This is a genomic window from Bradyrhizobium sp. cf659, assembly GCF_900113725.1.
In the GTDB taxonomy this organism is placed as follows: domain Bacteria; phylum Pseudomonadota; class Alphaproteobacteria; order Rhizobiales; family Xanthobacteraceae; genus Bradyrhizobium.
Genome location: NZ_FOQJ01000004.1, coordinates 244,665 through 266,553, shown reverse-complemented (window position 1 = coordinate 266,553; position 21,889 = coordinate 244,665). Strand labels below are relative to the sequence as shown.

Genomic DNA, 21,889 nt, shown 5'->3' with positions numbered 1-21,889 from the left:
AGACCTCTCCCACAAACCCATTCCACCGCGCGATCCGGGACGCTAGCATGCCTCCGGCAAGGCGGGGGGCGACCGGAATGCGGTTCATCGGACTGATTGTGCTTGCGCTGCTGACGCTCGCGGCACCCGCGTTCGCGCAATCCGGCCCATCCGACCGCTCCATCGCCGACAAGCTGCCGCTGTTCGCCAAGAACAACTGCCAGCAGATTCGCGACCCCGGCAATCAATTGTTCTGCGGTGACGCCGAGCTTGCTGCCGCCGCCGAGAAGCTGAGCACGGCAATCGAGGCACGGCTCGCCCGCCTGCCCGATCGCCTGCCGGCGATCGAGGAAAACGCCATCTGGATCCGTCAGCGCAACCTCGGCTGCGGCATCGTCGGCGAGACCCGGGTCCGCGCCGACGAGGTCGACCGGGTCAGGGCGTGCCTTCTCAAGGTGACCGAGGAGCGTGCCGCGATCCTGCGCGATCCGGATTTCGACTGTCTCGCGGCCAACACCGCGGCGGGCGCGCTGATCTGCGCCGACCCGTCGCTGGCGCTTGCCGAGACCGAGTTGAATAGCCAGGTGCTCGGCCTGATCGGCAAACTGGACCCGACCGCGGCCCGCTTTGCCTTCGCCGAATACGGCCGGTGGACGCGAGAGCGCGACCGCAGATGCAATCTCGTCGGCAAGGAGAACGTGCCGCTGCAAGAGCTCGAATCCGCGGAAAGCTGTCTTGCCGACAACCTGACGCACAAGACCGACGAGATCCGCGCCGCCAGGGGTGATCCGAAGAAGGTGTTCGGCCGGCAGGTCGCGGCCCGGTCGCCCGACACCGACGCCGTCGACTTCTGCGCTGCGCGGATTCACGCGGCCAATTCGTGCGGCAATTTCCTGCGCATCAACCGCGTCTACGCGATCGACAGCCAGGTGGCCGACCAGGAGGCGCAGGTCACGGGCGAGATCGAAATGGTCGTGCTGGCGCCCTTCACCACGTGCAGCAAGGTCGCCTCCGCCTGCACCGGCACCTGCTGGGACGCCAGGACGGGTCGTCCGCAGCCGGGAGCCGCCGGCAACAAAGAGCGCTCCGCGGATGCCTTCAACGTCACGCGCCGCCTCAGGATCCAGCGCACCTTCGCCTTCGTGAAAGCCGCCGACGGCTGGCGCTGCCGAGAAGACGAGCTGGCACCGGTGAATTCGGGTACCGCGGGCGGGGGATCGTAGGTCTTTCTTCTCCTCTCCCCGCTCTTCGCGGGGAGAGGGTTGGGGTGAGGGGCAGCTTCCGCAAAGACGGTGAAAGACGGGCTCGCGGAGACTCCCCCTCACCCGGAATTTGCTTCCGCAAATTCCGGCCTCTCCCCGCACGCGGGGAGAGGCGAAGAAGTATCAAAACATCAGATTGTCCTTCACCAGCACCCAGCGGCCGCCCTTGACCTGCTGCACCTGGGTGATGGTGTTGGCGAGATGGTCGGTCTTGGAGAACTTCGTCGGGGGCGAGTTGAAGATGTCGAGGAATTTGTCGCCCGACTCGAGCGAGTCCAGCATCTTCTGGCCCGTCAGATCCTTGCCCGCCTTGTTCGCGTAGAACGCAAACGTCATCATCGCATTGTAGCCGATGATGGCCTGCGTGTTGGCGTCGGCGTTGAACATCTTCTTATAGTTGACGAGCCAATCCTTCACCTTGCCCTTGGCGGTGTCCTCATAGGGAATCTCGAAGCCGCTGGCGGCATAGAGCCCCTCGACGGCCTCCTTGCCCAGCGCCGGAACCTCCATCACGTTGGTCGGGGTGGCACCGAGGAAGGTGACGTCCCAGCCGAGCTTCTTGGCTTCGCTCATCGCCCCAATGGTCTCGCGGAGCACGGTGCCGAGCACGACGAGGTCGCAGCCATCGGACTTCATCTTGGCGATCTGCGCACTGAAATCGGAGGCGCCGCGCTTGTAGCTCGTGACCGAAGCCGGCTGCGCCTTCATGGCGGTGAGCTGCTGATTGAAGCCGTCGAGCACGTTCTTACCGTACTCGTCGTCCTGATGCATGATGCAGGCCTTCTTGAAGCCCTTCCACTCCACCATGTATTTCAGCGCGGCCCGCGTGCTCTCGACGTATGGCAGCAAATTGTTGAACTTCAGCCGCTCCTGCGGCTTGGCCGGATCGAACTTGAAGGTGAATTCGGCCGCCGTCAGCGGGAAAAGCTGCAATACGCCGGCGTCGAAGAGGATGTCCTGCGCGGCGAGTACCGTCGGTGATCCCATCGGTCCCACCATCGCGAAGATCTTGTCGCGCTCGATCAGTTTTTGCGACGCCAGCACGGCCTTTTTCGGATCATAGCCGCTGTCCTCGACGACCAGCCGGATCTTGCGGCCGTTGATCCCGCCGGACGCATTGATCTCCTCGGTCGCCATCTTCATGCCGTTTGCGACCGGAACGCCCCAGCCCTTGATCGGACCCGACAGGTCCTGGTGCGTGCCGATGACGATCTCGGATGCCGAGATACCCTCGTTGGTGACCTTGGTTTGCGCTGCGGCCGGCAGATGCGTGAGCACGACTGCGCTCACCGCAAGGCCGAACGCCCTGAACGATTTCGACATTGACGTCTCCTCTCCCTGGCCCGTGTTTTGCGAAGGGCGTGGCCATCGCTCCTTCGCTGATCTCAACGTCTCCGGCGCGCGGCCTTCCGGCCAGGCGCCTCACGCCACCGCACGCTCGCGATACATCGCCTCGATCTCGGCGGCGTAGCGCTTATTCACGAAGCCGCGCTTCAGCTTCATGGTCGGCGTCAGCTCCTCGTCCTCGGGCGTCAGCTGGCGCTCGATCAGATAGAACCTCTTGATGCTCTCGACGCGGGCGAAATTGCCGTTGACCTGCTCGATCTCGCGCCAGATCAGGTCCTGGATCTCCGTCGCCCGGCACAGGCTCGCATAATTGGTGAAGGGGATGTCGTGGTCCTGGGCGAACTTCTCGACATTCTCCTGGTCGATCATGACGAGGCAGGTGAGATACGGCCGCTTGTCGCCGATCACCACGGCATCCGAGATGTAGGGCGAGAATTTGAGCTGGTTCTCGATCTCGGACGGCGTGATGTTCTTGCCGCCTGAGGTGATGATGATGTCCTTCATCCGGTCGGTGATGCGGACGAAGCCTTCATTGTCGATGGTGCCGACGTCACCGGTGTGCAACCAGCCGCGTTGATCGATGGTCTCGGCGGTCTTCTCCGGCTGGTTCAGGTAGCCCATGAACAGGAAGTCACCCTTGATCAGGATCTCGCCGTCGGGCGACAGCGCGACCTCGCCCCAGGACACGGCGGTGCCGACCGAGCCGAGCTTGATCCGCGTCGCCGGCATCATGGTGGCGACGCCGCAATTCTCGGTCTGGCCGTAGACCTCGTGCATGTCGATGCCGAGCGCGAGATACCAGCGGATCAATTCCGGGGCGATCGGCGCCGCGCCGGTGAAGGCGATGCGGCAGCGGTCGAGCCCGATCATGCGGCGGATGTTGCGGAATGCGATGCGATAGGCGAGACGGTTGGCAATGCGCAGCGACAGCGGCGGCGTCCTGCCCTCGATCCGGCAATCGACCATGCGGTAGCCGACCCCGATGGCACGGCGATAGACCCATTGCTGGAGCGGTGTCGCATCCTTCAGCGCGATGGTGATGGCGGAATAGAATTTTTCCCAGATGCGCGGCACCGCGAGGAAGATGGTCGGCTGCACCTCGCGTAGATTGTCCGGCACCGTCTCCGGGCTTTCGGCAAAATTCATCACGGAGCCGAGCGCGACCGAGATGTAATAGCCGCCGATCCGCTCGGCGACATGGCAGAGCGGCAGGAAGATCAGCCGGTCTTCGTTCTCCCGCGCCGGGATGAAGTCGTTGGCATGCCGCATCTGGTGCGTGACGCTGCGGTTGGCGTGCATCGCGCCCTTGGGGGGACCGGTCGTGCCGGACGTATAGACAAGGACCGCGAGATCGCTCGGGCTGCGGCTGTCGACCATCTCCTGCCACAGTGCCTCGCGCTCGACCATATGGTTGCGCCCGAGCGCGCGAAACTCGTCGAGCGACATCACCATGTCGTCGGAGAAGCCGCTGAGTCCCTCCATGTCGAACACGACGATCCTTTGCAGGGACGGGCAGCTTGAGCGGCAGGTGAGGATCTTGTCGAGCTGCTCCTCGTCCTCGGCGAAGATCACCTTCGTGCCGGAATCGTTGACGAGATACTCGACTTGGGACGAGGCATCGGTCGGATAGATTCCGGAGGAGACGCCGCCGGCGCACAGGATGCCCATGTCGGCATAGACCCATTCCGGCACGGCATTGGCGATGATGGAGGCGACGTCGCCGGGCAGGAAACCGATCGCGCGAAGCGCGTAGGCGATCTCCTTCGAGATCTCCAGCCACCCGCGCCAGCTCGTCGGCTGCCAGATGCCGAACTTCTTCTCGCGGATCGCCGGCTTGTCGCCCCGCGTCTCCGCGGCGCGCAAGAAGCTTTTCGCGATCGTATCAGCGACCGTCAGCACCGCCGGTCGGGCCATGCGCGTCTCCTCCTTGTCGCTTTCCCCTCCGCTGCCTGCCTTGCCGGCGGTCTATGTCTTGCGGACGGGCAATCTCATTTAACGCCAATTCCTGCTTTAACGCCAAAACTTCCTTCGCCGAGTCTTCTAGCGCCAAGTCTTCTAACGCCACGTCTTCTTCTTTTTCCAGCGCCGCTCGCCTCGCGCGCCCGCTTCCTTGGCACCAAGGTAGAATTCCTGGATGTCCTGGGAATGCATCAAGCGGTCGCAGGTGTCGTTCATCACGATCCGGCCGATCTCCAGCACATAGCCGTAATGCGCCGTCTCCAGCGCCACCTTGGCGTTCTGCTCGACCAGCAGGATCGACATGCCCTGCTCCTCGTTGACCCGGCGGATGATGGTGAAGATCTCCTTCACCAGCAGCGGCGACAGGCCGAGCGAGGGTTCGTCGAGCAGCAGCAAGGTCGGCCGGTTCATCAGCGCGCGGCCGATCGCGAGCATCTGCTGCTCGCCGCCGGAGAGCTGGCCGGCCGGCTGATCGATGCGCTCCTTCAGCCGCGGGAAATAGCCGTAGACGCGCTCCAGATCCTCCGCGACGCCGCCACGGTCCTTGCGCGGATAGGCGCCCATCATCAGGTTCTCGCGCACGGAGAGGAACGGGAACACCTCGCGCCCCTCCGGCACGTGGCTGAGGCCCAGCCGCACGATCCGGTCGGCCTCCATGCGCTGGATCGGCTTGCCCATGAACTCGATCGTGCCCTTCTGCGGATCGAGAATGCCGGAGATCGTCTTCAGCACCGTGGTCTTGCCGGCGCCGTTGGCGCCGAGCAGCGTCACGATGCGGCCGCGCGGCACCTCCAGCGAGATGCCGCGGATCGCCATGATCGGCCCGTAATAGCTCTCGATGTTGGAGAGCTTCAGGATGATGTCTGGTGTCACCGCGGCATCCATCGCATCAGGCTCCCAGATACGCGGCGACGACATCAGGGTGCTGCTGCACTTCAGCCGGCGAGCCCATCGCCAGCACCCGACCATAGTTCAGCGCGATGACGCGATCGGAGACGCGGTTGACCAGCGACATGTCGTGCTCGACCATCAGCACGGTGACGCCGAGCTCGTTCTTCATGTCGCGGATCCAGAACGACATGTCGTCGGTCTCCTCGACATTGAGGCCCGAGGACGGCTCGTCGAGCAGGATCAGCTTCGGCTCCGAACACAGCGCCCGCGCCAGCTCGATCACCTTGCGCACGCCGTAAGGAAGGCCCGAGATCAGCTTGTCGCGGTAGGGTTCGAGGTCGAGGAACTCGATGACCTGCTCGACCCGGCGGCGATGCATTTTCTCGTTGGCGCGCACGCTGGGCAGGAATAGAAGCTCCTGCCAGAGCTGCGTGGTGGAATGGCGGTGGCGTCCGACCAGGAGGTTGGACAGCACGGTCGCATTCTCGAACAGCTCGATGTTCTGGAAGGTGCGGGCGATGCCGAGTCTTGCGATATCGTAAGGCGGCTGCTCGGTGATGTCCTGGTCCTCGAAGAAGATGCGACCCGAGGTCGGCCGGTAGATGCGCGAGATCAGGTTGAAGATCGAGCTCTTGCCGGCGCCGTTGGGACCGATGATCGAGAGGATCTCGCCCTTCTCCACCGCGAACGACACCGCATCGACGGCCTTGAGGCCCCCGAAATGCAGCGACAGATTCTCGGCACGAAAATAGCTCATCGGTTTCGCTCCGACTTCACGTAGATCTTCTGCCGCTTGAAGGTGGCGCGCTTGTAGAGCGGGAAAAGCTGGAAGAAGAGCTTGATCTTGAGCCAGCGGCCGTAGAGCCCGAGCGGCTCGAACAGCACGAACAGCACGATGATGATGCCGTAGATCGCGCCCTTCAGCCCGTTGAGCGAGGCGAAGGCTGCGACCCTGGACTGGACGTCGGCCGCTCCTTGCGTGCCGGCGCCGAAAGCGGCGGCAATGCCGGCGATGATGCCGGGCATGTCGTCCTTCAGATAGGTCAGGAACGGGTCGATCATCACGATGAAGATCGCGCCCAGCACGGCGCCGTGCAGGCTGAAGCTGCCGCCGATCAGGATCACGATGATGAACTCGATCGAGAGCTGGAGCGTGAACATCTCCGGCGAGATGAAGGAGAGCTTGTGCGCGAACAAGACACCGGCAAAGCCGGTGATCGCCGCCGAGATCGCAAAGGACTTCACCTTGTAGAGCGCGACGTTGACGCCCATGCTGCGCGCCGCGGTCTCGCTGTCGCGGATCGCGACGAAGGCGCGGCCCGTCGGCGAGCGCAGGAGATTGAGCGTGCCGACGATGGTCAGCACCAGCACGGCGAGACACAGGAAATAGAAGGTCGGGCTGTCGCGCGGCACCGCGACGCCGAGCAGCGACAGCGTCTTGACCCGCATGCCCTCATTGCCGTTGGTGACGCTCTCCCAGCGCGCCAGGACCTCCTCGACGATCAGGGCAAAGGAGATGGTGGCGATGACGAGATAGATGCCCTGGAGCCGCAGCGCGGGAAAGCCGACCATCGCGCCGATGATGCCGGTCAGAAGGCCTGCGGCGAGGAAGTAGACCGGGAACGGCACGTTGTATTTCTGCAGATAGGCCGCCGTGTAGGCGCCGATCGCGAGGAACGCCGCGTGCCCGAGCGAGGCCTGGCCGGTGAACCCGGTCAGGATCAGCAGCGCCACGCCGACGGTTGCATAGATGCAGACGAAGACGAGCTGGCTCATCAGATAGCTGGAGAGCACGTAAGGCGCGATCAGCAGCAGCGCGAGCAGGATGCCGTAGGAGACGAAATAGCCCGAATGCGGAAACAGCTTGATGTCGTCCTCGTAGTCGGTCTTGAACAGGAAGCGCATGGCGTTCAGACCTTCTTGCGGACGTGAAGGCCGAACAGGCCTTCGGGCTTGAGCAGGAGCACGGCGAGCAACACGATGTAGGGCGCGGCGTCCTTCCAGCCCTCGGCCAGATAGAAGCCGGCCATGCTCTCGATCACGCCGATCAGGACGCCGCCGACCACCGCGCCGGGGATCGAGCCGAAGCCGCCGAGGACAGCGGCGGGAAACGCCTTGAGGCCGAGCACGAGGCCGACATTGGAGTGGATGAAGGTGATCGGCGCCAGCAGCACGCCGGCGCAGGTCGCGACCGCCGCGCTGATCGCCCAGACGATCGACACCACGCGCTTGACCGGAATGCCCATGTAATAGGCCGCCAGCATGTTCTCGGAACTGGCGCGCATCGCGGTGCCGAGCGTGGTCTTGTTGAAGAACAGCCAGAGCAGCGTGCACAGGATCATCGTCGCCGCGATCACCGAGAGCTTGTCATAGGCGAGCACCAGCGAGCCGATCCGCAGCACGCCCTGGCTGAACGGCGTCTCGATCTTCAGATCGTCGGTGCCCCAGATCATGCCGGCGATCGAGCGCAGGAAGTAGCCGAGCCCGATGGTCGCCATGATGATGGAGAATTGCGGATAGCCGAGGATCGGCCGCACCACCACGCGTTCGGCCAGCATGCCGAACAGCGCCATCGCGGCCACCGCACCGGCGAAGCCGATCCAGTAGTTCAGGCCCATCATGCCGATGAAGGTGAAGGCGAAGAAGCCGCCCAGCATCATCAGATCACCCTGGGCGAAATTGACGACCTCGGTCGCCTTGTAGACCAGCACGAACCCGAGCGCGATCAGGCCGTAGACGCAGCCGAGCGCAACACCGCTGACCAGCTGCTGAACGAAATCCAGCATCGCCGCGCTTCCTCCTGACGCAACCGGCGGTTCTTCGATCGCCTCGTCGCATCTTGTGTTCAGTCGCTACGCAGTCGTTTCGCTGCGCTCGCGCCATTTGTCCCGGCGCCAATTCAGCCTGAACCGCCAAGCGCTGTCAACAAACGGTGACTTGCCTTTAGTCCAAGACGGATGACGGAATTTGCGGCAATGCGATTCACCGTGCCGAAACATCTTCAGGTCATGGTCGCGGGCGATGCAAAACCGGATGGTGTGGCCGTCATGAAGCCGGACAGCTCGGCGCTCGAAGTCCGAGGGTTAACGAAGCGTTTTGACCGTCTGGCGGTCGATGGCCTCGACCTCACAATTCACGCCGGTGAATTCTACGCCCTGGTCGGCCCCAACGGCGCCGGCAAGACCACCACTTTGCGCATGGTTGCGGGCCTCTTGCGGCCCGACGCCGGCGCGGTCTCGATCTTCGGCATCGATGCGCTGGAAAACCCCGTCGCCGCCAAGCAGGTGATGGCATGGGTGTCCGACGAGCCGATGATCTATGACAAGCTCACCCCGCTCGAATATCTCGAATTCGTCGCCGGGCTCTGGGGCATCGCGCCATCCGTCTCGGAACCGGTCGCCGAGGGGCTGCTCGGCTCGCTCGGGCTCGAGGCGCACCGGCACGAACGCTGCGAGGGCTTTTCCAAGGGCATGCGCCAGAAGGTGGCGCTGGCCGGCGCGCTGGTGCACGATCCCCGCCTCATCATCCTCGACGAGCCGCTGACGGGGCTGGATGCCGTCTCCGCCCGCCACGTGAAGGGCCTCCTGAGCGAGCGCGTCCGCGCCGGCTGCACCGTGATCATGACCACGCATATTCTCGAGGTTGCCGAGCGCATGGCCGACCGCATCGGCGTGATCGCCTCGGGCCGCCTGGTCGCCGAAGGCACGCTCACCGAGCTGCGCCAGCAGAACGGCCATGCCGACACCAGCCTGGAAGATCTCTTCATCGCGCTGGTGACGCTCCAGGAAGCCGCATGAGCTCGGCGACTGCGCTGTCCTGGTTTGCCCGCCACGAGCTCCGGCTTGCCTGGCGCGAATGGCTCGCCGTGATGACCGGCGGCCGGCGCAAGCGGACGCGCGCCGCCGTCATCGGCCTGCTTCTCTTCGCAGCGCTCCTGCACGTGCCGGCCTGGGCGGTGATCGGCCGCCTCGCCGACCTGCAACTGCCGCTCGACAAATCCTCGCTGATCGTGATCACGGCAACGATCTTTCTGGCCTGGACCTTGATGCTGTCGCAGGCGATCGAATCGGTGACGCGGGTGTTTTATGCCCGCGCCGATCTCGATCTGATCATGTCCTCGCCGGCGACGCTGGCCAACCTGTTCTCGGTGCGCATCGCCGCGATCGCGCTCGCCGTCACGGTGCTGGCGCTGTTGTTCTCGACACCCTTCATCGACGTGCTGGTGATCGGCGGCGGACCGCGCTGGCTTGCGGCGTTCGGCGTCGTGGTCGCGATGGGCCTGTCGGCTGCGGCGATCGCGATTGCCGTCACCATCCTGCTGTTTCGCCTGATCGGCCCGGCGCGGACGCGCTTCGTGGCGCAGATCCTCGCCGCCATCATCGGCGCCGGCTTCGTGATCGCGCTCCAGGTCGCCGCGATCATGTCCTATGGCACGCTGTCGCGCATCACCATCCTGACCTCCGGCACCTTTGCCGAACACGCCCCCGACCTCGACAGTATCTGGTGGTGGCCGGCGCGGGCAGTCATGGGTGACAGCGAGGCACTGCTCCTGCTTCTCGCGCTCGGGCTGGTGCTGCTGGGCAGCGTCATGGCGATCTTCTCGGGCCGCTTTGCCGACACCGCGATCGATGCCGCGGCGTACGGCACGTCCGGCCGCCGACGCGCGAAGCAGCGGCCGTTCCGCGGCGGATCGCGGCAACAGGCGCTGCGCCGCAAGGAATTTTCGCTGCTCTGGCGCGATCCCTGGCTGATCTCGCAGACCCTGATGCAGCTGCTCTATCTGGTGCCGCCGGCGCTGCTGCTCTGGCGCAGCTTCGCCGACCGCTCTGCCGCACTGACGCTGATCTCGCCTGTGATCGTGATGGCGGCGGGACAGCTCGCCGGCGGGCTGGCCTGGCTGACGATCTCGGGCGAGGACGCCCCCGACCTGGTCGCGACCGCGCCGCTGACGCCGTCCAGCGTCATCCGCGCCAAGATCGAGGTGGTGCTGATCGCGATCGCGGCCATCTTCTGCCCGCTGGTCGCGGCGCTGGCGTTTGCCTCGCCGATCCAGGCTGCGGTCAGTGCCGTTGCGATCATCATCAGCGCGGCCTCCGCGACCGCGATCCAGCTCTGGTTCCGGGTGCAGGCCCGGCGCAGCCAATTCCGCCGCCGCCAGACCTCCTCGCGGCTTGCGACCTTCGCCGAAGCCTTCTCCTCGATCGGCTGGGCCGCGACCGCCGCGCTGCCCCTCGCCGGCCTCATCAGTGGCCTGATCACCGCGAGCCTCGTCGCCATCACCTGGAAATTCAGCCCGCGGCGGGAGTGAGGGTGCGACACTGACGCGCTGTTGATCGCAGCCCATTGGCCTCGCGCTGCATTGCACGCTAGACTTTCCCCTGAAGTCATCGGGGACGGATATGTGGCGACTTGTTTCGGCGGCTCTGGCGCTGTTCGGCGCGTTCCTCTCGCCTACCTTCGCCCAGCAGCAGCCGCAACGCAGCGAGTGCCTGGCGATGGCCAACACCGCGCCGCGCGCCGTGCCGGTCGCCTTCCGGCAGGCGACTGGCGCGGCCGAGGTCGAGATCACCTATGCCGGCCATTCCACCTACACCATCGACACGCCCGGCGGCTTGCGCATCGCGACCGACTATAGCGGCGCCTATCAGGTCGGCCGGCTGCCCGATGTGGCCACCATGAACCGGGCCCACAGTACCCACTACACGCTCTTCCCCGACAAGCGCATTCCCCATGTGCTGCATGGCTGGAGCGAGGACGGCAAGCCGGCCATCGTGTCGGAACGCATCGGCGACACCTTCGTCCGCAACGTCACGACCGACATCCGCCGCTATTTCGGCGACGATGCCGGCACCGACATGATCCGCGACGGCAATTCGATCTTCATCTTCGAGGTCGCCGGCCTCTGCATCGGCCATCTCGGCCACCTCCACCACAAGCTCGACGACAGCCATTTCGCCCAGATCGGGCGGCTCGACATCGTGATGGTACCGATCGACGGCACCTACACCATGTCGCTGGACGGCATCTCCGAGATCACCAAACGGCTGCGCTCCTCCGTGGTGCTGCCGATGCACCGTTTCGCCACCCCGCTCGACGATTTCATGCGCCGGATCGGCCAGCAGTTCGAGATCGACCGGCGCCTCGAGCGCTCCTTCCGGATGTCGCGCGATGCGCTGCCGTCGAAGCCGACGGTGATCATCCTCGACGGCGTCTGAGGCGCAATTTTCTCCAAGCCGGCTGTCGCGCTTTGGTGCTGATCTCCCCGCAACAGGAGATCGACATGACCGACTTTGCGCGATTGTTGCACGCGGATGGACCAAACCCCGAGCACGCCACAGCGCTCCAGCTTTACGGCCGCTTCGTCGGGGACTGGGATGCCGAGATCACCGCCCGCGGCCCCGATGGAACGAAACACGTCGCCCCCGGCGAAATCCATTTCGGCTGGGTGCTGGAAGGCCGCGCGGTCCAGGACGTCTGGATCATTCCACGTCGCACCGGCAGCCCGGCCTTTCCGATCGCCGGCAACTGGTACGGCACGACGCTGCGGGTCTATGACCCCTCCATATCCGCGTGGCGGATCTCCTGGTTCGATCCCGGCCGCAGCGTGTTCCGCCAGCAGATCGGCCGCCCAAATGGCGATGACATCGTGCAGGAAGGCACCACCGAGTCCGGCGACCTGACGCGCTGGAGTTTTACGGAGATCACCGGCGACGCCTTCCATTGGCTCGGCGAGGTCAAGCCGGCCGCGGCGTCTGACTGGCGGCTGGTGGTCGATGTGAGGGCGAAGCGGCGCAAGGGCTGACGACCGCGCCGTTGTGCTCGCGATGAAGGGCGAGGTTGCGCGGCGCGCGCTGCTGTACGCACAGACGAGATGCTAGGCTCCCGGCATAAAAACAAAACGGGAGCGAACGCCGATGGCTGCAAGTGGTCTACCCGCCAACACGAGCGGGCTATTCGTCGAGCCGCGCGAGGACTGGCTCGCGCTGCATCAGGAGGAGATCATCGATCCCTCGCGGCCGATCGTCGATCCCCATCACCATCTCTGGAATCGCGGGCACCGCTACCTGATCGAGGAGATGGCGGCCGACATCGGCTCCGGCCACAACATCATCGCCACCGTCTATGTCGACTGCCGCTCGATGTATCGCGCGCACGGGCCCGAGGCGTTCCGGCCCGTCGGCGAAGTCGAGTTCGCCAACGGCGTCGCCGCGATGAGCGCAAGCGGTGCTTACGGCACGGCGGCGATCTGCGCCGGCATCGTCAGCCATGCGAACCTGCTGCTGGGCGACGCCGCCAGGCCGGTGCTGGAAGCCGAGATCGCGGCGGGCAACGGCCGTTTCCGCGGCATCCGGCATTCCTCGGCCTGGGACCAGGATCCTGTCGTCGCCGGCATGTATGCGAACCGGCCGAAGGGACTGCTGCAGGATCCGACCTTCCGCAAGGGTTTTGCCTGCCTGGCGCCGCTGAACCTCAGCTTCGATGCCTGGCTGTTCCATCCGCAGATCGGCGAGCTGACCGAGCTCGCACGCGCCTTCCCCGACACCAAGATCGTGCTCGACCATTGCGGCGGTCCGGCCGGCGTCGGCCGCTTTGCAGGGCGGCGCGAGGAGGTGTTTCCGCAATGGCGCGCCTCGATCCGCGAGATCGCCAAATGCGAGAACGTGGTGGTGAAGCTCGGCGGCCTCGCGATGTGCCTGCTGGGCTACGATTTCCATCTGCGCGAGAGGCCGCCGTCATCCGAGGAGCTTGCCGCGGCCTGGCGGCCCTATGTCGAGACCTGCATCGAGGCGTTCGGCGCAAGACGCGCGATGTTCGAGAGCAATTTTCCGCCGGACAAGGGCCAGTGCAGCTACCAGGTGATCTTCAACGCCTTCAAGCGCATCGCGGCGCCGCTGAGCGAGGCCGAGAAGACCGCGCTGTTCTCGCAGACCGCGACCGATGTCTACCGGCTCGACTTGCCGTCATGACAAGATTTGCCGTCATGACGAGAAGAGGGGCCGGGATGTTGATCCCGACCCCTCTTCGTCGTGGCCGCTGGGAAGCGTCCTTGAAACGTTGTTGTCCGGCCAGGCGCTAGCCGGCACCCATCAGCGAGGCGGGACGGCGCTCGCCGGTGGAGACGAACATCCGCTTGAGCTTGTTGACGACGCGGATCAGGAAGCCGATCATGACCGGATTGGTCTTGCGGCAGAAGGCGATCTTCTTGACGTGGCCTTCGACATGCCATTTGGCATGCGCGCCGTCGCGGAAGAAGATGACGTCGCCGGGGCCGTAGCGCTTCGGCGGCATGCCGTCGCTTTCGAGCACGATCGATCCTTCCATGATCATGATCGTCTCGTCGATGTCGTAGTACCAGTTGAAGCGCCCTTCGGTGCAGGACCAGATGATGGTCGAGGCGGTACCGTCCGCGCTGGTGGACAGGATGTGCGAGCGCGACACCGGATTGCCCTCGATGATCCAGGACGGCTCGATCGGCCGCAGCTCGAGATCCACATTGCTACTGCCGATTTCAATCATTGCGCGCGACATCTGTTTCCTCAGGGAAAAAATAGGTTTGGCCCCAGGTTGGGGCCCGGATTGTTTCCAATGATGTTAGCAACGCTAGTGATCGGCTTTTAATTCTTTCTTACGCAGGCCTCGACAATCAGCCGCAAGTTGCATGTGCGAAGCAGCTAACGCGGCGATTCCCCTGCAAATTCGTGCACATGAACCCATCTTTTCCAGGGTGCGACAAAATGCGCGAAGTGACGGAAAGGAGCCGTGCTGATGCCCCTCACGCCCGAGGTTCTGACAGCCAACAGCCAGGTCGTGGCCCGGCTCGGGGGCCTTGATATCTCCTTCACGCCGGACGAGGAGCCCTGGTTCACCGTCGACGGCATCGAAAGCCCCCGCCAGATCGGCAGTGACGGCTCCGGCGGCGCGTTCGTGCTGCTGCCGTCGCAGAATGTGCTCTACGTGTCATCGGAGGGCCGCGCAGGAATTATCGCTGCTACGTTCGAGACCTTCATCCAGCTCGTCGTCGCCCGCCCCTACTGGCTCGACATCCTCAAATTCTCCACGGGCGGCGACCTCGCAGAGATGCGGCGCGCGGCGGATGCGCTGGAGGCGACCCTCGACGACGAGGACGAGGTCAACGAGGCCCGCGAGGAAATCCGCAAGGCCCTCGACCTGCCCGAGCCGGACGATCCGGTCGGTGCGCTCTACGAGGCGGTGGCTGCTTCCGATGCCATCGTGCGGGCCACCGACGGCAGCCCGTTCACGACGCTTTTCAACCGCTTCAGCATCGACAACAACCCGATGCTGCGCAACGCGGCGGCGTGAGGGGCTTTGAGGGTACGTGCTCGGCCTTCATGGTTCGAGACGCGCCGTAGGGCGGCGCTTCTCACCATGAGGGTCTAGAATCTCGCCGCGAAACGCGACCTCATCCTGAGGAGCCCGCCGGCGGCGGGCGTCTCGAAGGATGGACCGCAAGACGCCTTACTTCGCCCACTCGCCCTTGCGGAACACCGGCACCTTGCTGCCGTCGGCGAGGATGCCGTCGATGTCGGTCTCGGCCGAGCCGATCATCCAGTCGATATGGATCAGGCTCTGGTTGCCGCCTTGCGCGGCGATCTGCTGCGGCGTGAGCTGGGCACCGTTGACGAAGCATTTCGAGTAGCACTGGCCGAGCGCGATGTGCGAGGCCGCGTTCTCGTCGAACAGCGTGTTGTAGAACAACAGCCCGCTCTGCGAGATCGGCGAGGAATGCGGCACCAGCGCCACCTCGCCGAGACGGCGCGCGCCCTCGTCGGTGTCGAGCACCTTGTTCAGCACCTCGGCGCCGCGCGAGGCCTTCGCGTCGACGATCTTGCCGTCCTCGAAGCGCACCGCGATGTTGTCGATCAGCGTGCCCTGGTAGGACAGCGGCTTCGAGCTTACGACATGACCATAGACGCGGCGGCAATGCGGCGTGGTGAAGACCTCTTCGGTCGGGATGTTGGCGTTGCAGCTGATACCGTTCTTGGACAGAGAAGCGCCGCCCTCCCATTCATGGCCGTCGGCAAGCCCGATGGTGAGGTCGGTGCCAGGTCCCGAGTACTGTAAGGCGCGGAAACACTGGCCGTTGAGCCAGTTGGTGCGTTCACGCAGCACCGCATTGTGGCTCGCCCAATTGGCCATCGCGTCCTCGCGATCGACGCGGGAGGCCGCAAAGATCGCATCCGCGAGCTTGCCGATCGCAATGTCTTCGGGATCGTTGGGGAATACCTGCTTGGCCCAGGACGGGCTCGGATAGGCGATGATGTTCCAGTTGGTGTCGAAATTGACGATCTTTTCCAGTGCCGGCTGATAGGCCATCGAGTTGGCCTTGCTGGCGCGCGCCACCTTGGACGGATCTTCGCCCGACAGCAGCATCGGATTGTCGCCGACGATGGCGAGCCGCGCGGTGTTGTCGGAGAATGCCTTGGCCATGCCTTCATAGAGCCAGCCGGCGGCGCGATCGAAACTGTTGTCGTGACCGTGGCGGTAACGCGCCAGCGTCATCTCCTCGTCCGACAGGATCGGCGTCACGATACCGGCGCCGGCCTTGTAGGCATGCACGGCGATCCGCCGCACCAGCGGCAGCGCAATCGCGGGCGCCGTCAGGAGCAGATCCTGTCCCGGCCGCAAGCCCAGGCCCACCTTCACCGCCACCTCGGCCAGCCGGTCGAGTTTCGCGGGATCGATGGGAGTGGAGGTGATGCGTTGATCGGTCATGCCGGGTCCTCTGCCGAAAGTCTCTCGTTCAATCTAAGTCTAGCATCGCGAGACACAAGTATGCGAGCGTCTTGCGAGGTGGGAAAGATACGCAGTTTCACGCATCTTGGTTTTCAACGCGTTGCCGATTTCAGCACCCGGTCGACCATGGCGGGAGCAAGGCCTAGGTAATTTTTCGGTGAAGTGAGCGCGTCGATCGTGGCGCGGTCGATTCTGGCAGAGACGCGCGAGTCGGACGAGAGCGCGTCCGCCAGCGTCAAACCCTTCTCGTTGGCGAGCCGGCAGGCGTCATAGACCACGTCATGCGCCTCCTGCCGCCCGATCTGCGGCGCAAGCCCCATCATGACCGCTTCGGCCACAATCAGGCCCCGGCTGATGGCGAGATTGTCGTTCATCTTCGCCTCGTCGACGATGAGGCCCGCGAGCGCGAACTTCGCCTGGTACAGCGCCCCGGCGGTCAGCACGAAACTCTCGGGGATCGCCATCCATTCGGCGTGCCAGGGGCCGGTGGCGCGCTCGAAATCCTGCACCATCGCATCCAGCATCAGGCCCGCATGCTGGCGCACCGCCTTGGACGCCGCCAGCATCAGTTCCGAGGAGATCGGGTTGCGCTTCTGCGGCATGGTCGAGGAGGCGCCGCGGCCCTTGACGAAGGGCTCGTAGACTTCGGCGAACTCGGTCGAGGCCATGATCATGATGTCGAGCGCGATCTTGCCGAGAGAGCCGGTGACGAGCGCGAGGAAGTTCACGGCCTCGGCGAAGCCGTCGCGGGCGACGTGCCAGGTCGAGGCGGGAACGCCGAGCTTCAGCTCGGTGCAGAGCGCCTCCTGCACCTCAAAGCCCTTGTCGCCGAGCGAAGCCAGCGTGCCGGCGGCGCCGGCGAACTGGCCGACCAGCACGCGGGGCTTCAATTGCGCCAGACGCTCGGCGTGACGGTCGAACATCGCGAGCCAGATCGCGGTCTTGTAGCCGAAGGTGACCGGCAGCGCCTGCTGGAGGTGGGTGCGCCCCGCCATCGGCGTGTCGCGATGGCGCTTGGAGAGATCGGCGAGAATCTTTCGCAGCTCCGCAATGTCGCGCTCGACGATCTCGAGGGCAGCACGCAATTGCAGCACCACGGCGGTATCCATGATGTCCTGCGTGGTCGCGCCCCAATGCACGTAGCGGCCGGCATCGCCGCATTGCTTCACCATCTGGTGCACCAAGGGGAGGATCGGATAGCCGACGATGTCGGTCTCCTGCCGCAACAGGTCGAAATCGAGCGCGGCGACGTCGGTCCGTGCCGCGATCTGGTCGGCGGCATCCTGCGGGATCACCCCGCATTTGGCCTCCGCCTTCGCCAGCGCCACCTCGACCTCGGCATAGCGCGCAACCAGCGCGACATCGGAAAACACCTCCCGCATCTGCGGCGTGCCGAAGGCGTCACGGAACAGCATGGAGTCGAGCACGGTGGTCGAGGCGTGAAAAGCGGGCATGGGCGTTTCTTCGTGGCTGTTGTCTTGTGTGTCGGCAGCTTACGCGGGATATCAAGCGGAGCAATCGACATTCACTGTTCGACACACACTCGATGTCGTCCCGGCGAAAGCCAGGACCTCCGCGCGAGCGCCCTGCGCTCGTCGCGATTACCCCAGGAAGCAATTGGCGAAGACTCCATGTGCGGGACTCCTACCGCCCCCAATCGATAGATTCCGCGGTATGGGTCCTGGCCTTCGCCAGGACGACGTCGGGGAGATATCTCACGCGGCCTCAACGCCGTCATTGCGAGGAGCTCTTGCGACGAAGCAATCCAAGCTGCCGCCGCGGAACGATTCCGGATTGCTTCGATGCGTTCGCAATGACGGCAGGCGCCATCCCTGCCCGTAATGATTCTGCAGTTGTGGCCTGCATGGGCACAGTGACATGCGGGCTGCGTTGCTATTCGAACCGTCATCCTGAGGTGCGAAGCGCGCGATGCGAAGCAGCGCACGCGGAGCCTCGAAGGATGAACGGCCGGGATGCAGCCGGGTCGTCCGTCCTTCGAGGCCTCCGCTGCGCTCCGGCGCCTCCAGCGACAACGGCTTCGCCGTTGCGCGGGGATGACGGCGATCAATTGTGCCAAAGGAGAAACAGGGGTTCAGACCGCGACAATCTGACCAGAGGCGCTACATTCTCTTTCAGGTTGTATTCCTCCTCGAAATCCGCATGGCTGCCATCACGCGATTGTGGTGAACCGGGCGGGCCCTTCGACGGACTCACAGACTTCGAGTCGAAATGGATTTGATTTCATCATTGTCCGATGTCGTTGTGAGGTCTGAGTTTTCGACGTGCAGTTCCTGTTCCGGGATCACCTTCTCGACACCGACCGGCGCGAGCTGAGCCGCGAGCAGGTTCCCATTTCCGTGGAACCGCAGGTTTTCGACCTCGTCGTCCATCTCATGGAAAACCGCGACCGGGTGGTAAGCAAGGACGAGCTGATCGACAAGATCTGGCACGGGCGCAGCGTCTCCGAATCCACCCTGACCAGCCGGATCAATGCGGCACGCAAGGCGGTCGGCGACAGCGGCGCGAGCCAGGCGCTGATCCGCACCATCGCGCGCAAGGGATTTCGCTTCGTCGGCGATGTCGAGACCAAGCTCGCAGCGGCCATGCCGGAGCCCGGCCGGTGGATACAGGCGCCGCAGACGGCGCTCGCGCTGCCCGAGCGGCCCGCCATCGCCGTGCTGCCCTTCACCAATATGAGCGGTGACCGCGAGCAGGACTATTTCTCCGACGGCATCAGCGAGGACATCATCACCGCGCTGTCGAAGCTGCGCTGGTTCTTCGTCGTCGCGCGCAATTCCTCCTTCGTCTACAAGGGCCGCGCCGTGCACATCCACGAGGTCGCGCGCGAGCTCGGCGTGCGCTACGTGGTCGAAGGCAGCGTGCGGCGGAGCGGCGAGCGCGTGCGCATCTCGGCCCAGCTCAACGACGTCTCGACCGGCAGCCATCTCTGGGCCGAACGCTACGACCGCGAGCTTGCCGACATCTTCGCCGTGCAGGACGACATCACCGAGGCGATCGTCGCCGCGATCGAGCCGCAGCTCTATACGGCCGAGAGCTTTCGCGCCGGGCAGAAGCCGCCGGGCAGCCTGGATGCCTGGGACCTCGTGATGCGCGCATTGTCGCATTACTGGCGCATCACCCGCGAGGACAATGCGGCCGCGCAAGGGCTGCTCGAGAAGGCCGTCGCGATCGATCCCGCTTATGGCAAGGCGCTGGGCCTGCTCGCGACCAGCCATATCTTCGGCGCGCATATGGGCTGGGCCGACATGGCCGCGACCGTACCGGTCGCCGAACGCGCGGCGCTTGCGGCGGTGGAGGCCGATCGCGAGGACGCCTGGGCCCATCACGGCCTCGCCTATACCTACCTGTTCCGCCGCCGCTTCGACGACGCGCTGGCGGAGTTCGAGCTGGCCTTGAGGCTCAACCCGAATTTCGCGATGGCGCACGCCTTCTATGGCGTCACGCTGTGCTACGCGGGACGATGGCAGGACGGCGATGCCGCCGCGCGCCGCGCGCTGCGGCTGAGCCCGCGCGATCCGCTTGCGGCGATCTATTGCGGGGTCGCCGCCTACGCCCAGTTCATCGGCCGCAATTACGAGGCAAGCATGCAGATGGCGCGCGAATCGATGCGGCAGCGCGCCGATTTCGTCGGCGCACATCGCGTGCTGACGGCGGCCGCCGGCATGTTGGGTGATCCGGCCCTTGCCGCGTCCGCGCTGGAAGGCTTGCGCCGCGCCCAGCCCGGCATCTCGCTCGCCTGGATCACAAGCGAGCTGCCGATGCTGCTGGAGCGGGACCGCGAGCATTATCTGGAAGGATTGCGGCGCGCGGGGATGGAGTAGACATCTCGCGCAGCATTGACAGTGCGCCCTCTCCCACAAGAGGCGAAGGGATAGAGAACAACCTAAGCGACCGCGCGCCTTCCGATGATGGCGAAACGGAGCTTGCCCGAGATGAAATCGATCGCGGCGACCGCGACCAGGATCATCAGGATCAGGAACGATACCCTCTGCCATTCCAGCACGCGGATCTGCTCGGCGAGCTGGAGGCCGATGCCGCCGGCGCCGACGATGCCGATGATGGTGGCCGAGCGGGTGTTGGACTCGATGAAATAGAGCACCTGGCCGGCAATCACGGGCAGGACCTGCGGCAACAGGCCGAAGCGGATCTCGTGCAGCGCACTGCCGCCGGAGGCGCGGATGCCCTCGACCTGCTTCTGGTCGGCGCCCTCGATCGCCTCCGAGAACAGCTTTCCGAACGCGCCGAAATCCGACACCGCGATGGCGAGCACGCCGGCGAAGGGGCCGAGCCCGACCACGTTGATCCACACCAGCGCCCAGATCAGCGTGTCGACGCCGCGGATCGAATCCAGGAAACGGCGGATCGGAAAGCGCAGGATGTTCGACGGCACGACGTTGCGGGCGGCGAGCAGGCTGACCGGCAGCGCGAACACCGCCGCGAGCGTCGTGCCGAGCAGGGCGATCGACAGCGTCTCGCCGAGCGCCTTCAGATAGATCGGCAGCGAGGTGCCGGGATCGGGCGGGATCATCATCAGGCTGATCCAGCCGAGCTGGCTGAGGCCGGCGAGGAAGCGCGACGGCGAGAAGTCGAGATCCACGAGGCCGTAGATCAGGATCGCGAACGCCGCGACGATCATCGCCGGCATTGCGAGCCGCGCCGAAGCGGGCCGGTCGAACACGTCGGGATAGCGCGCGCGAAGCTGCGCGGTGTCGACCTCTCGCCGCTGCGTCACGTCCGCGCCTCCTTGCCGAACAGGCGGCCGCGCAGCCAGCCGGTGGTGATGTCGATGACGAAGACGGTGACGATGATGGTGAGCAGGATGGCGCTGACGTCCGAATAGTAGAATTTGCGGATCGCGACGACAAGCTCCTGGCCGATGCCGCCGGCACCGACAAAGCCCATCACGGAGGCTTCGCGAACATTGATCTCGAAGCGCAGCAGCGCGTAGCTGGCGTAGCCCGCGGTCACCTGCGGCACGACGGCAAAGCGCATGCACGACAGCCAGCTTGCGCCGGTGGAGCGGATGCCCTCGACCGGCTTCATGTCGGCATTCTCGACGATCTCGGAGAACAGCTTTCCGAGTGCGCCGGTGGAATGGATCGCGATCGCCAGCACGCCGGCCATCGGCCCGAGCCCGAAGGCGATCACGAAGATCAGCGCGAAGACGATGCCCGGGACGGTGCGGGCGAACTCGAGCAGGCGCCGCACCGTAAAGCGCAGCCAGGGCGCGGGCGAGGTGTTTTCCGCCGCGAAGAAGTTCAGGACGAAGGCGAAGGTCGCGCCGACCAGCGTGCCGACATAGCTGATCAGCAGCGTCTCACCCAGCATCCTCAGCCATTTGCGCCAGCCCCACAGCCACTCGCCGACATCGGTCCAGACCCGCTGGCCATTGTCGAGCGTGAGGATGCGATCGAAATAGCTGACGAAGTTGCCGAAATAGGTGAAGAACGTACGCAGGTTAACTTCGGCGCCGATCGCGGCAAGAAGCAGCGCGGCGGCGAACACCACAACTCCGAGCAAGAGACGGAGCCGCCTGCGCGCGACCGCCTGATGATAAGCGGCGTTCAGCGCAGCCAGTTGCTGCTCAGGCAGGATCGAAACCGCGACGGTCATCTGTCCAGGAAAAGTGGCCGATCAAAGAGAAAGAGCCGGGTCCATCGACCCGGCTCAAGTAG

At 64.8% G+C, this 21,889-nt stretch carries 19 protein-coding genes; 8 read left to right on the top strand and 11 right to left on the bottom strand.

The genetic code is table 11. From position 1 onward, the window contains the following. The first annotated feature begins 77 nt into the window (after positions 1–77). A complete protein-coding gene (locus tag BM118_RS20320) occupies positions 78–1,202 on the top strand; it encodes a lysozyme inhibitor LprI family protein (protein WP_092187261.1) in 1,125 nt (374 codons plus the stop codon). 162 nt (positions 1,203–1,364) lie between these two features. Here BM118_RS20320 and BM118_RS20315 read toward each other — a convergent pair whose 3' ends face one another. From BM118_RS20315 to BM118_RS20290, 6 genes are all read right to left on the bottom strand, one after another. Then, positions 1,365–2,564: an ABC transporter substrate-binding protein gene (locus BM118_RS20315; RefSeq protein WP_092187260.1), complete on the bottom strand. Its 1,200-nt coding sequence runs from the start codon at positions 2,562–2,564 to the stop codon at positions 1,365–1,367. Positions 2,565–2,663: 99 nt separating this feature from the next. Beyond that, positions 2,664–4,502 (bottom strand): AMP-dependent synthetase/ligase, encoded by a 1,839-nt coding sequence (locus tag BM118_RS20310; RefSeq protein WP_092187259.1) that lies wholly within the window; start codon positions 4,500–4,502, stop codon positions 2,664–2,666. Between the two features lie 141 nt (positions 4,503–4,643). Further along, entirely contained in the window at positions 4,644–5,432 is a 789-nt protein-coding gene (locus BM118_RS20305; protein WP_092187575.1) for an ABC transporter ATP-binding protein, read from the bottom strand. Between the two features lie 4 nt (positions 5,433–5,436). Continuing rightward, positions 5,437–6,195: an ABC transporter ATP-binding protein gene (locus tag BM118_RS20300; protein ID WP_092187258.1), complete on the bottom strand. Its 759-nt coding sequence runs from the start codon at positions 6,193–6,195 to the stop codon at positions 5,437–5,439. After that, positions 6,192–7,343 carry a branched-chain amino acid ABC transporter permease gene (locus BM118_RS20295; protein WP_092187257.1) on the bottom strand — a complete coding sequence of 384 codons (1,152 nt, stop codon included), beginning with the start codon at positions 7,341–7,343 and terminating at the stop codon, positions 6,192–6,194. Before BM118_RS20295 ends, BM118_RS20300 begins: the two co-directional genes overlap by 4 nt. Before the next feature lie 5 nt (positions 7,344–7,348). Continuing rightward, positions 7,349–8,224 (bottom strand): branched-chain amino acid ABC transporter permease, encoded by an 876-nt coding sequence (locus BM118_RS20290; protein WP_025575149.1) that lies wholly within the window; start codon positions 8,222–8,224, stop codon positions 7,349–7,351. Positions 8,225–8,485: 261 nt separating this feature from the next. On the opposite strand from BM118_RS20290, the gene BM118_RS20285 reads away from it, so the two are divergent. The 5 genes from BM118_RS20285 to BM118_RS20265 all read left to right on the top strand — a co-directional run bounded on the left by BM118_RS20285 (position 8,486) and on the right by BM118_RS20265 (position 13,405). Further along, positions 8,486–9,235 (top strand): ABC transporter ATP-binding protein, encoded by a 750-nt coding sequence (locus BM118_RS20285; RefSeq protein WP_177234556.1) that lies wholly within the window; start codon positions 8,486–8,488, stop codon positions 9,233–9,235. Further along, positions 9,232–10,746, top strand: a complete 1,515-nt coding sequence (locus BM118_RS20280; protein WP_092187255.1) for a permease — start codon at positions 9,232–9,234, stop codon at positions 10,744–10,746. The genes BM118_RS20285 and BM118_RS20280 overlap by 4 nt, the downstream gene beginning before the upstream one ends. A 91-nt stretch (positions 10,747–10,837) precedes the next feature. After that, positions 10,838–11,653, top strand: coding sequence for an MBL fold metallo-hydrolase (locus BM118_RS20275; RefSeq protein WP_092187254.1), 816 nt, complete (start codon positions 10,838–10,840; stop codon positions 11,651–11,653). Positions 11,654–11,718: 65 nt separating this feature from the next. Further along, entirely contained in the window at positions 11,719–12,240 is a 522-nt protein-coding gene (locus BM118_RS20270; RefSeq protein ID WP_177234492.1) for a hypothetical protein, read from the top strand. A 112-nt stretch (positions 12,241–12,352) separates the two neighbouring features. Further along, positions 12,353–13,405: an amidohydrolase family protein gene (locus tag BM118_RS20265; RefSeq protein ID WP_092187253.1), complete on the top strand. Its 1,053-nt coding sequence runs from the start codon at positions 12,353–12,355 to the stop codon at positions 13,403–13,405. A 106-nt stretch (positions 13,406–13,511) separates the two neighbouring features. Here BM118_RS20265 and BM118_RS20260 read toward each other — a convergent pair whose 3' ends face one another. Beyond that, on the bottom strand, positions 13,512–13,967 hold the full coding sequence (locus tag BM118_RS20260; RefSeq protein ID WP_092187252.1) for a cupin domain-containing protein: 456 nt from the start codon (positions 13,965–13,967) through the stop codon (positions 13,512–13,514). Between the two features lie 237 nt (positions 13,968–14,204). On the opposite strand from BM118_RS20260, the gene BM118_RS20255 reads away from it, so the two are divergent. Further along, positions 14,205–14,759, top strand: coding sequence for a Clp protease/crotonase-like domain-containing protein (locus BM118_RS20255; protein ID WP_092187573.1), 555 nt, complete (start codon positions 14,205–14,207; stop codon positions 14,757–14,759). Between the two features lie 156 nt (positions 14,760–14,915). Here the strand turns inward: BM118_RS20255 and BM118_RS20250 are convergent, their stop codons facing one another. Further along, the gene (locus tag BM118_RS20250; RefSeq protein WP_092187251.1) at positions 14,916–16,172 is read right to left on the bottom strand and encodes an aminopeptidase; all 1,257 of its coding nucleotides are present in this window, start codon (positions 16,170–16,172) and stop codon (positions 14,916–14,918) included. A gap of 113 nt (positions 16,173–16,285) precedes the next feature. Next, complete coding sequence (pcaB, locus tag BM118_RS20245) at positions 16,286–17,647, bottom strand: 3-carboxy-cis,cis-muconate cycloisomerase (protein WP_092187250.1); 1,362 nt, start codon at positions 17,645–17,647, stop codon at positions 16,286–16,288. An 828-nt stretch (positions 17,648–18,475) separates the two neighbouring features. Here pcaB and BM118_RS20235 point away from each other — a divergent pair. Further along, on the top strand, positions 18,476–20,035 hold the full coding sequence (locus BM118_RS20235; protein ID WP_092187248.1) for a winged helix-turn-helix domain-containing tetratricopeptide repeat protein: 1,560 nt from the start codon (positions 18,476–18,478) through the stop codon (positions 20,033–20,035). Between the two features lie 62 nt (positions 20,036–20,097). On the opposite strand, the gene phnE (BM118_RS20230) is transcribed toward BM118_RS20235, so the two are convergent. Both phnE (BM118_RS20230) and phnE (BM118_RS20225) read right to left on the bottom strand, forming a co-directional pair. Next, on the bottom strand, positions 20,098–20,859 hold the full coding sequence (gene phnE / locus BM118_RS20230; protein WP_441299759.1) for a phosphonate ABC transporter, permease protein PhnE: 762 nt from the start codon (positions 20,857–20,859) through the stop codon (positions 20,098–20,100). Between the two features lie 83 nt (positions 20,860–20,942). Further along, positions 20,943–21,827 carry a phosphonate ABC transporter, permease protein PhnE gene (gene phnE / locus BM118_RS20225; protein ID WP_092187246.1) on the bottom strand — a complete coding sequence of 295 codons (885 nt, stop codon included), beginning with the start codon at positions 21,825–21,827 and terminating at the stop codon, positions 20,943–20,945. Positions 21,828–21,889 lie beyond the last annotated feature (62 nt).

Excerpts from the sequence above, each read along its gene's own strand:
- BM118_RS20320 (WP_092187261.1), top strand. The coding sequence starts at position 78 with ATGCGGTTCATCGGACTGATTGTGCTTGCGCTGCTGACGCTCGCGGCA.
- BM118_RS20315 (WP_092187260.1), bottom strand. The coding sequence starts at position 2,564 with ATGTCGAAATCGTTCAGGGCGTTCGGCCTTGCGGTGAGCGCAGTCGTG.
- BM118_RS20310 (WP_092187259.1), bottom strand. The coding sequence starts at position 4,502 with ATGGCCCGACCGGCGGTGCTGACGGTCGCTGATACGATCGCGAAAAGC.
- BM118_RS20305 (WP_092187575.1), bottom strand. The coding sequence starts at position 5,432 with ATGGATGCCGCGGTGACACCAGACATCATCCTGAAGCTCTCCAACATC.
- BM118_RS20300 (WP_092187258.1), bottom strand. The coding sequence starts at position 6,195 with ATGAGCTATTTTCGTGCCGAGAATCTGTCGCTGCATTTCGGGGGCCTC.
- BM118_RS20295 (WP_092187257.1), bottom strand. The coding sequence starts at position 7,343 with ATGCGCTTCCTGTTCAAGACCGACTACGAGGACGACATCAAGCTGTTT.
- BM118_RS20290 (WP_025575149.1), bottom strand. The coding sequence starts at position 8,224 with ATGCTGGATTTCGTTCAGCAGCTGGTCAGCGGTGTTGCGCTCGGCTGC.
- BM118_RS20285 (WP_177234556.1), top strand. The coding sequence starts at position 8,486 with ATGAAGCCGGACAGCTCGGCGCTCGAAGTCCGAGGGTTAACGAAGCGT.
- BM118_RS20280 (WP_092187255.1), top strand. The coding sequence starts at position 9,232 with ATGAGCTCGGCGACTGCGCTGTCCTGGTTTGCCCGCCACGAGCTCCGG.
- BM118_RS20275 (WP_092187254.1), top strand. The coding sequence starts at position 10,838 with ATGTGGCGACTTGTTTCGGCGGCTCTGGCGCTGTTCGGCGCGTTCCTC.
- BM118_RS20270 (WP_177234492.1), top strand. The coding sequence starts at position 11,719 with ATGACCGACTTTGCGCGATTGTTGCACGCGGATGGACCAAACCCCGAG.
- BM118_RS20265 (WP_092187253.1), top strand. The coding sequence starts at position 12,353 with ATGGCTGCAAGTGGTCTACCCGCCAACACGAGCGGGCTATTCGTCGAG.
- BM118_RS20260 (WP_092187252.1), bottom strand. The coding sequence starts at position 13,967 with ATGTCGCGCGCAATGATTGAAATCGGCAGTAGCAATGTGGATCTCGAG.
- BM118_RS20255 (WP_092187573.1), top strand. The coding sequence starts at position 14,205 with ATGCCCCTCACGCCCGAGGTTCTGACAGCCAACAGCCAGGTCGTGGCC.
- BM118_RS20250 (WP_092187251.1), bottom strand. The coding sequence starts at position 16,172 with ATGACCGATCAACGCATCACCTCCACTCCCATCGATCCCGCGAAACTC.
- pcaB (WP_092187250.1), bottom strand. The coding sequence starts at position 17,647 with ATGCCCGCTTTTCACGCCTCGACCACCGTGCTCGACTCCATGCTGTTC.
- phnE (WP_441299759.1), bottom strand. The coding sequence starts at position 20,859 with ATGCCGGCGATGATCGTCGCGGCGTTCGCGATCCTGATCTACGGCCTC.
- phnE (WP_092187246.1), bottom strand. The coding sequence starts at position 21,827 with ATGACCGTCGCGGTTTCGATCCTGCCTGAGCAGCAACTGGCTGCGCTG.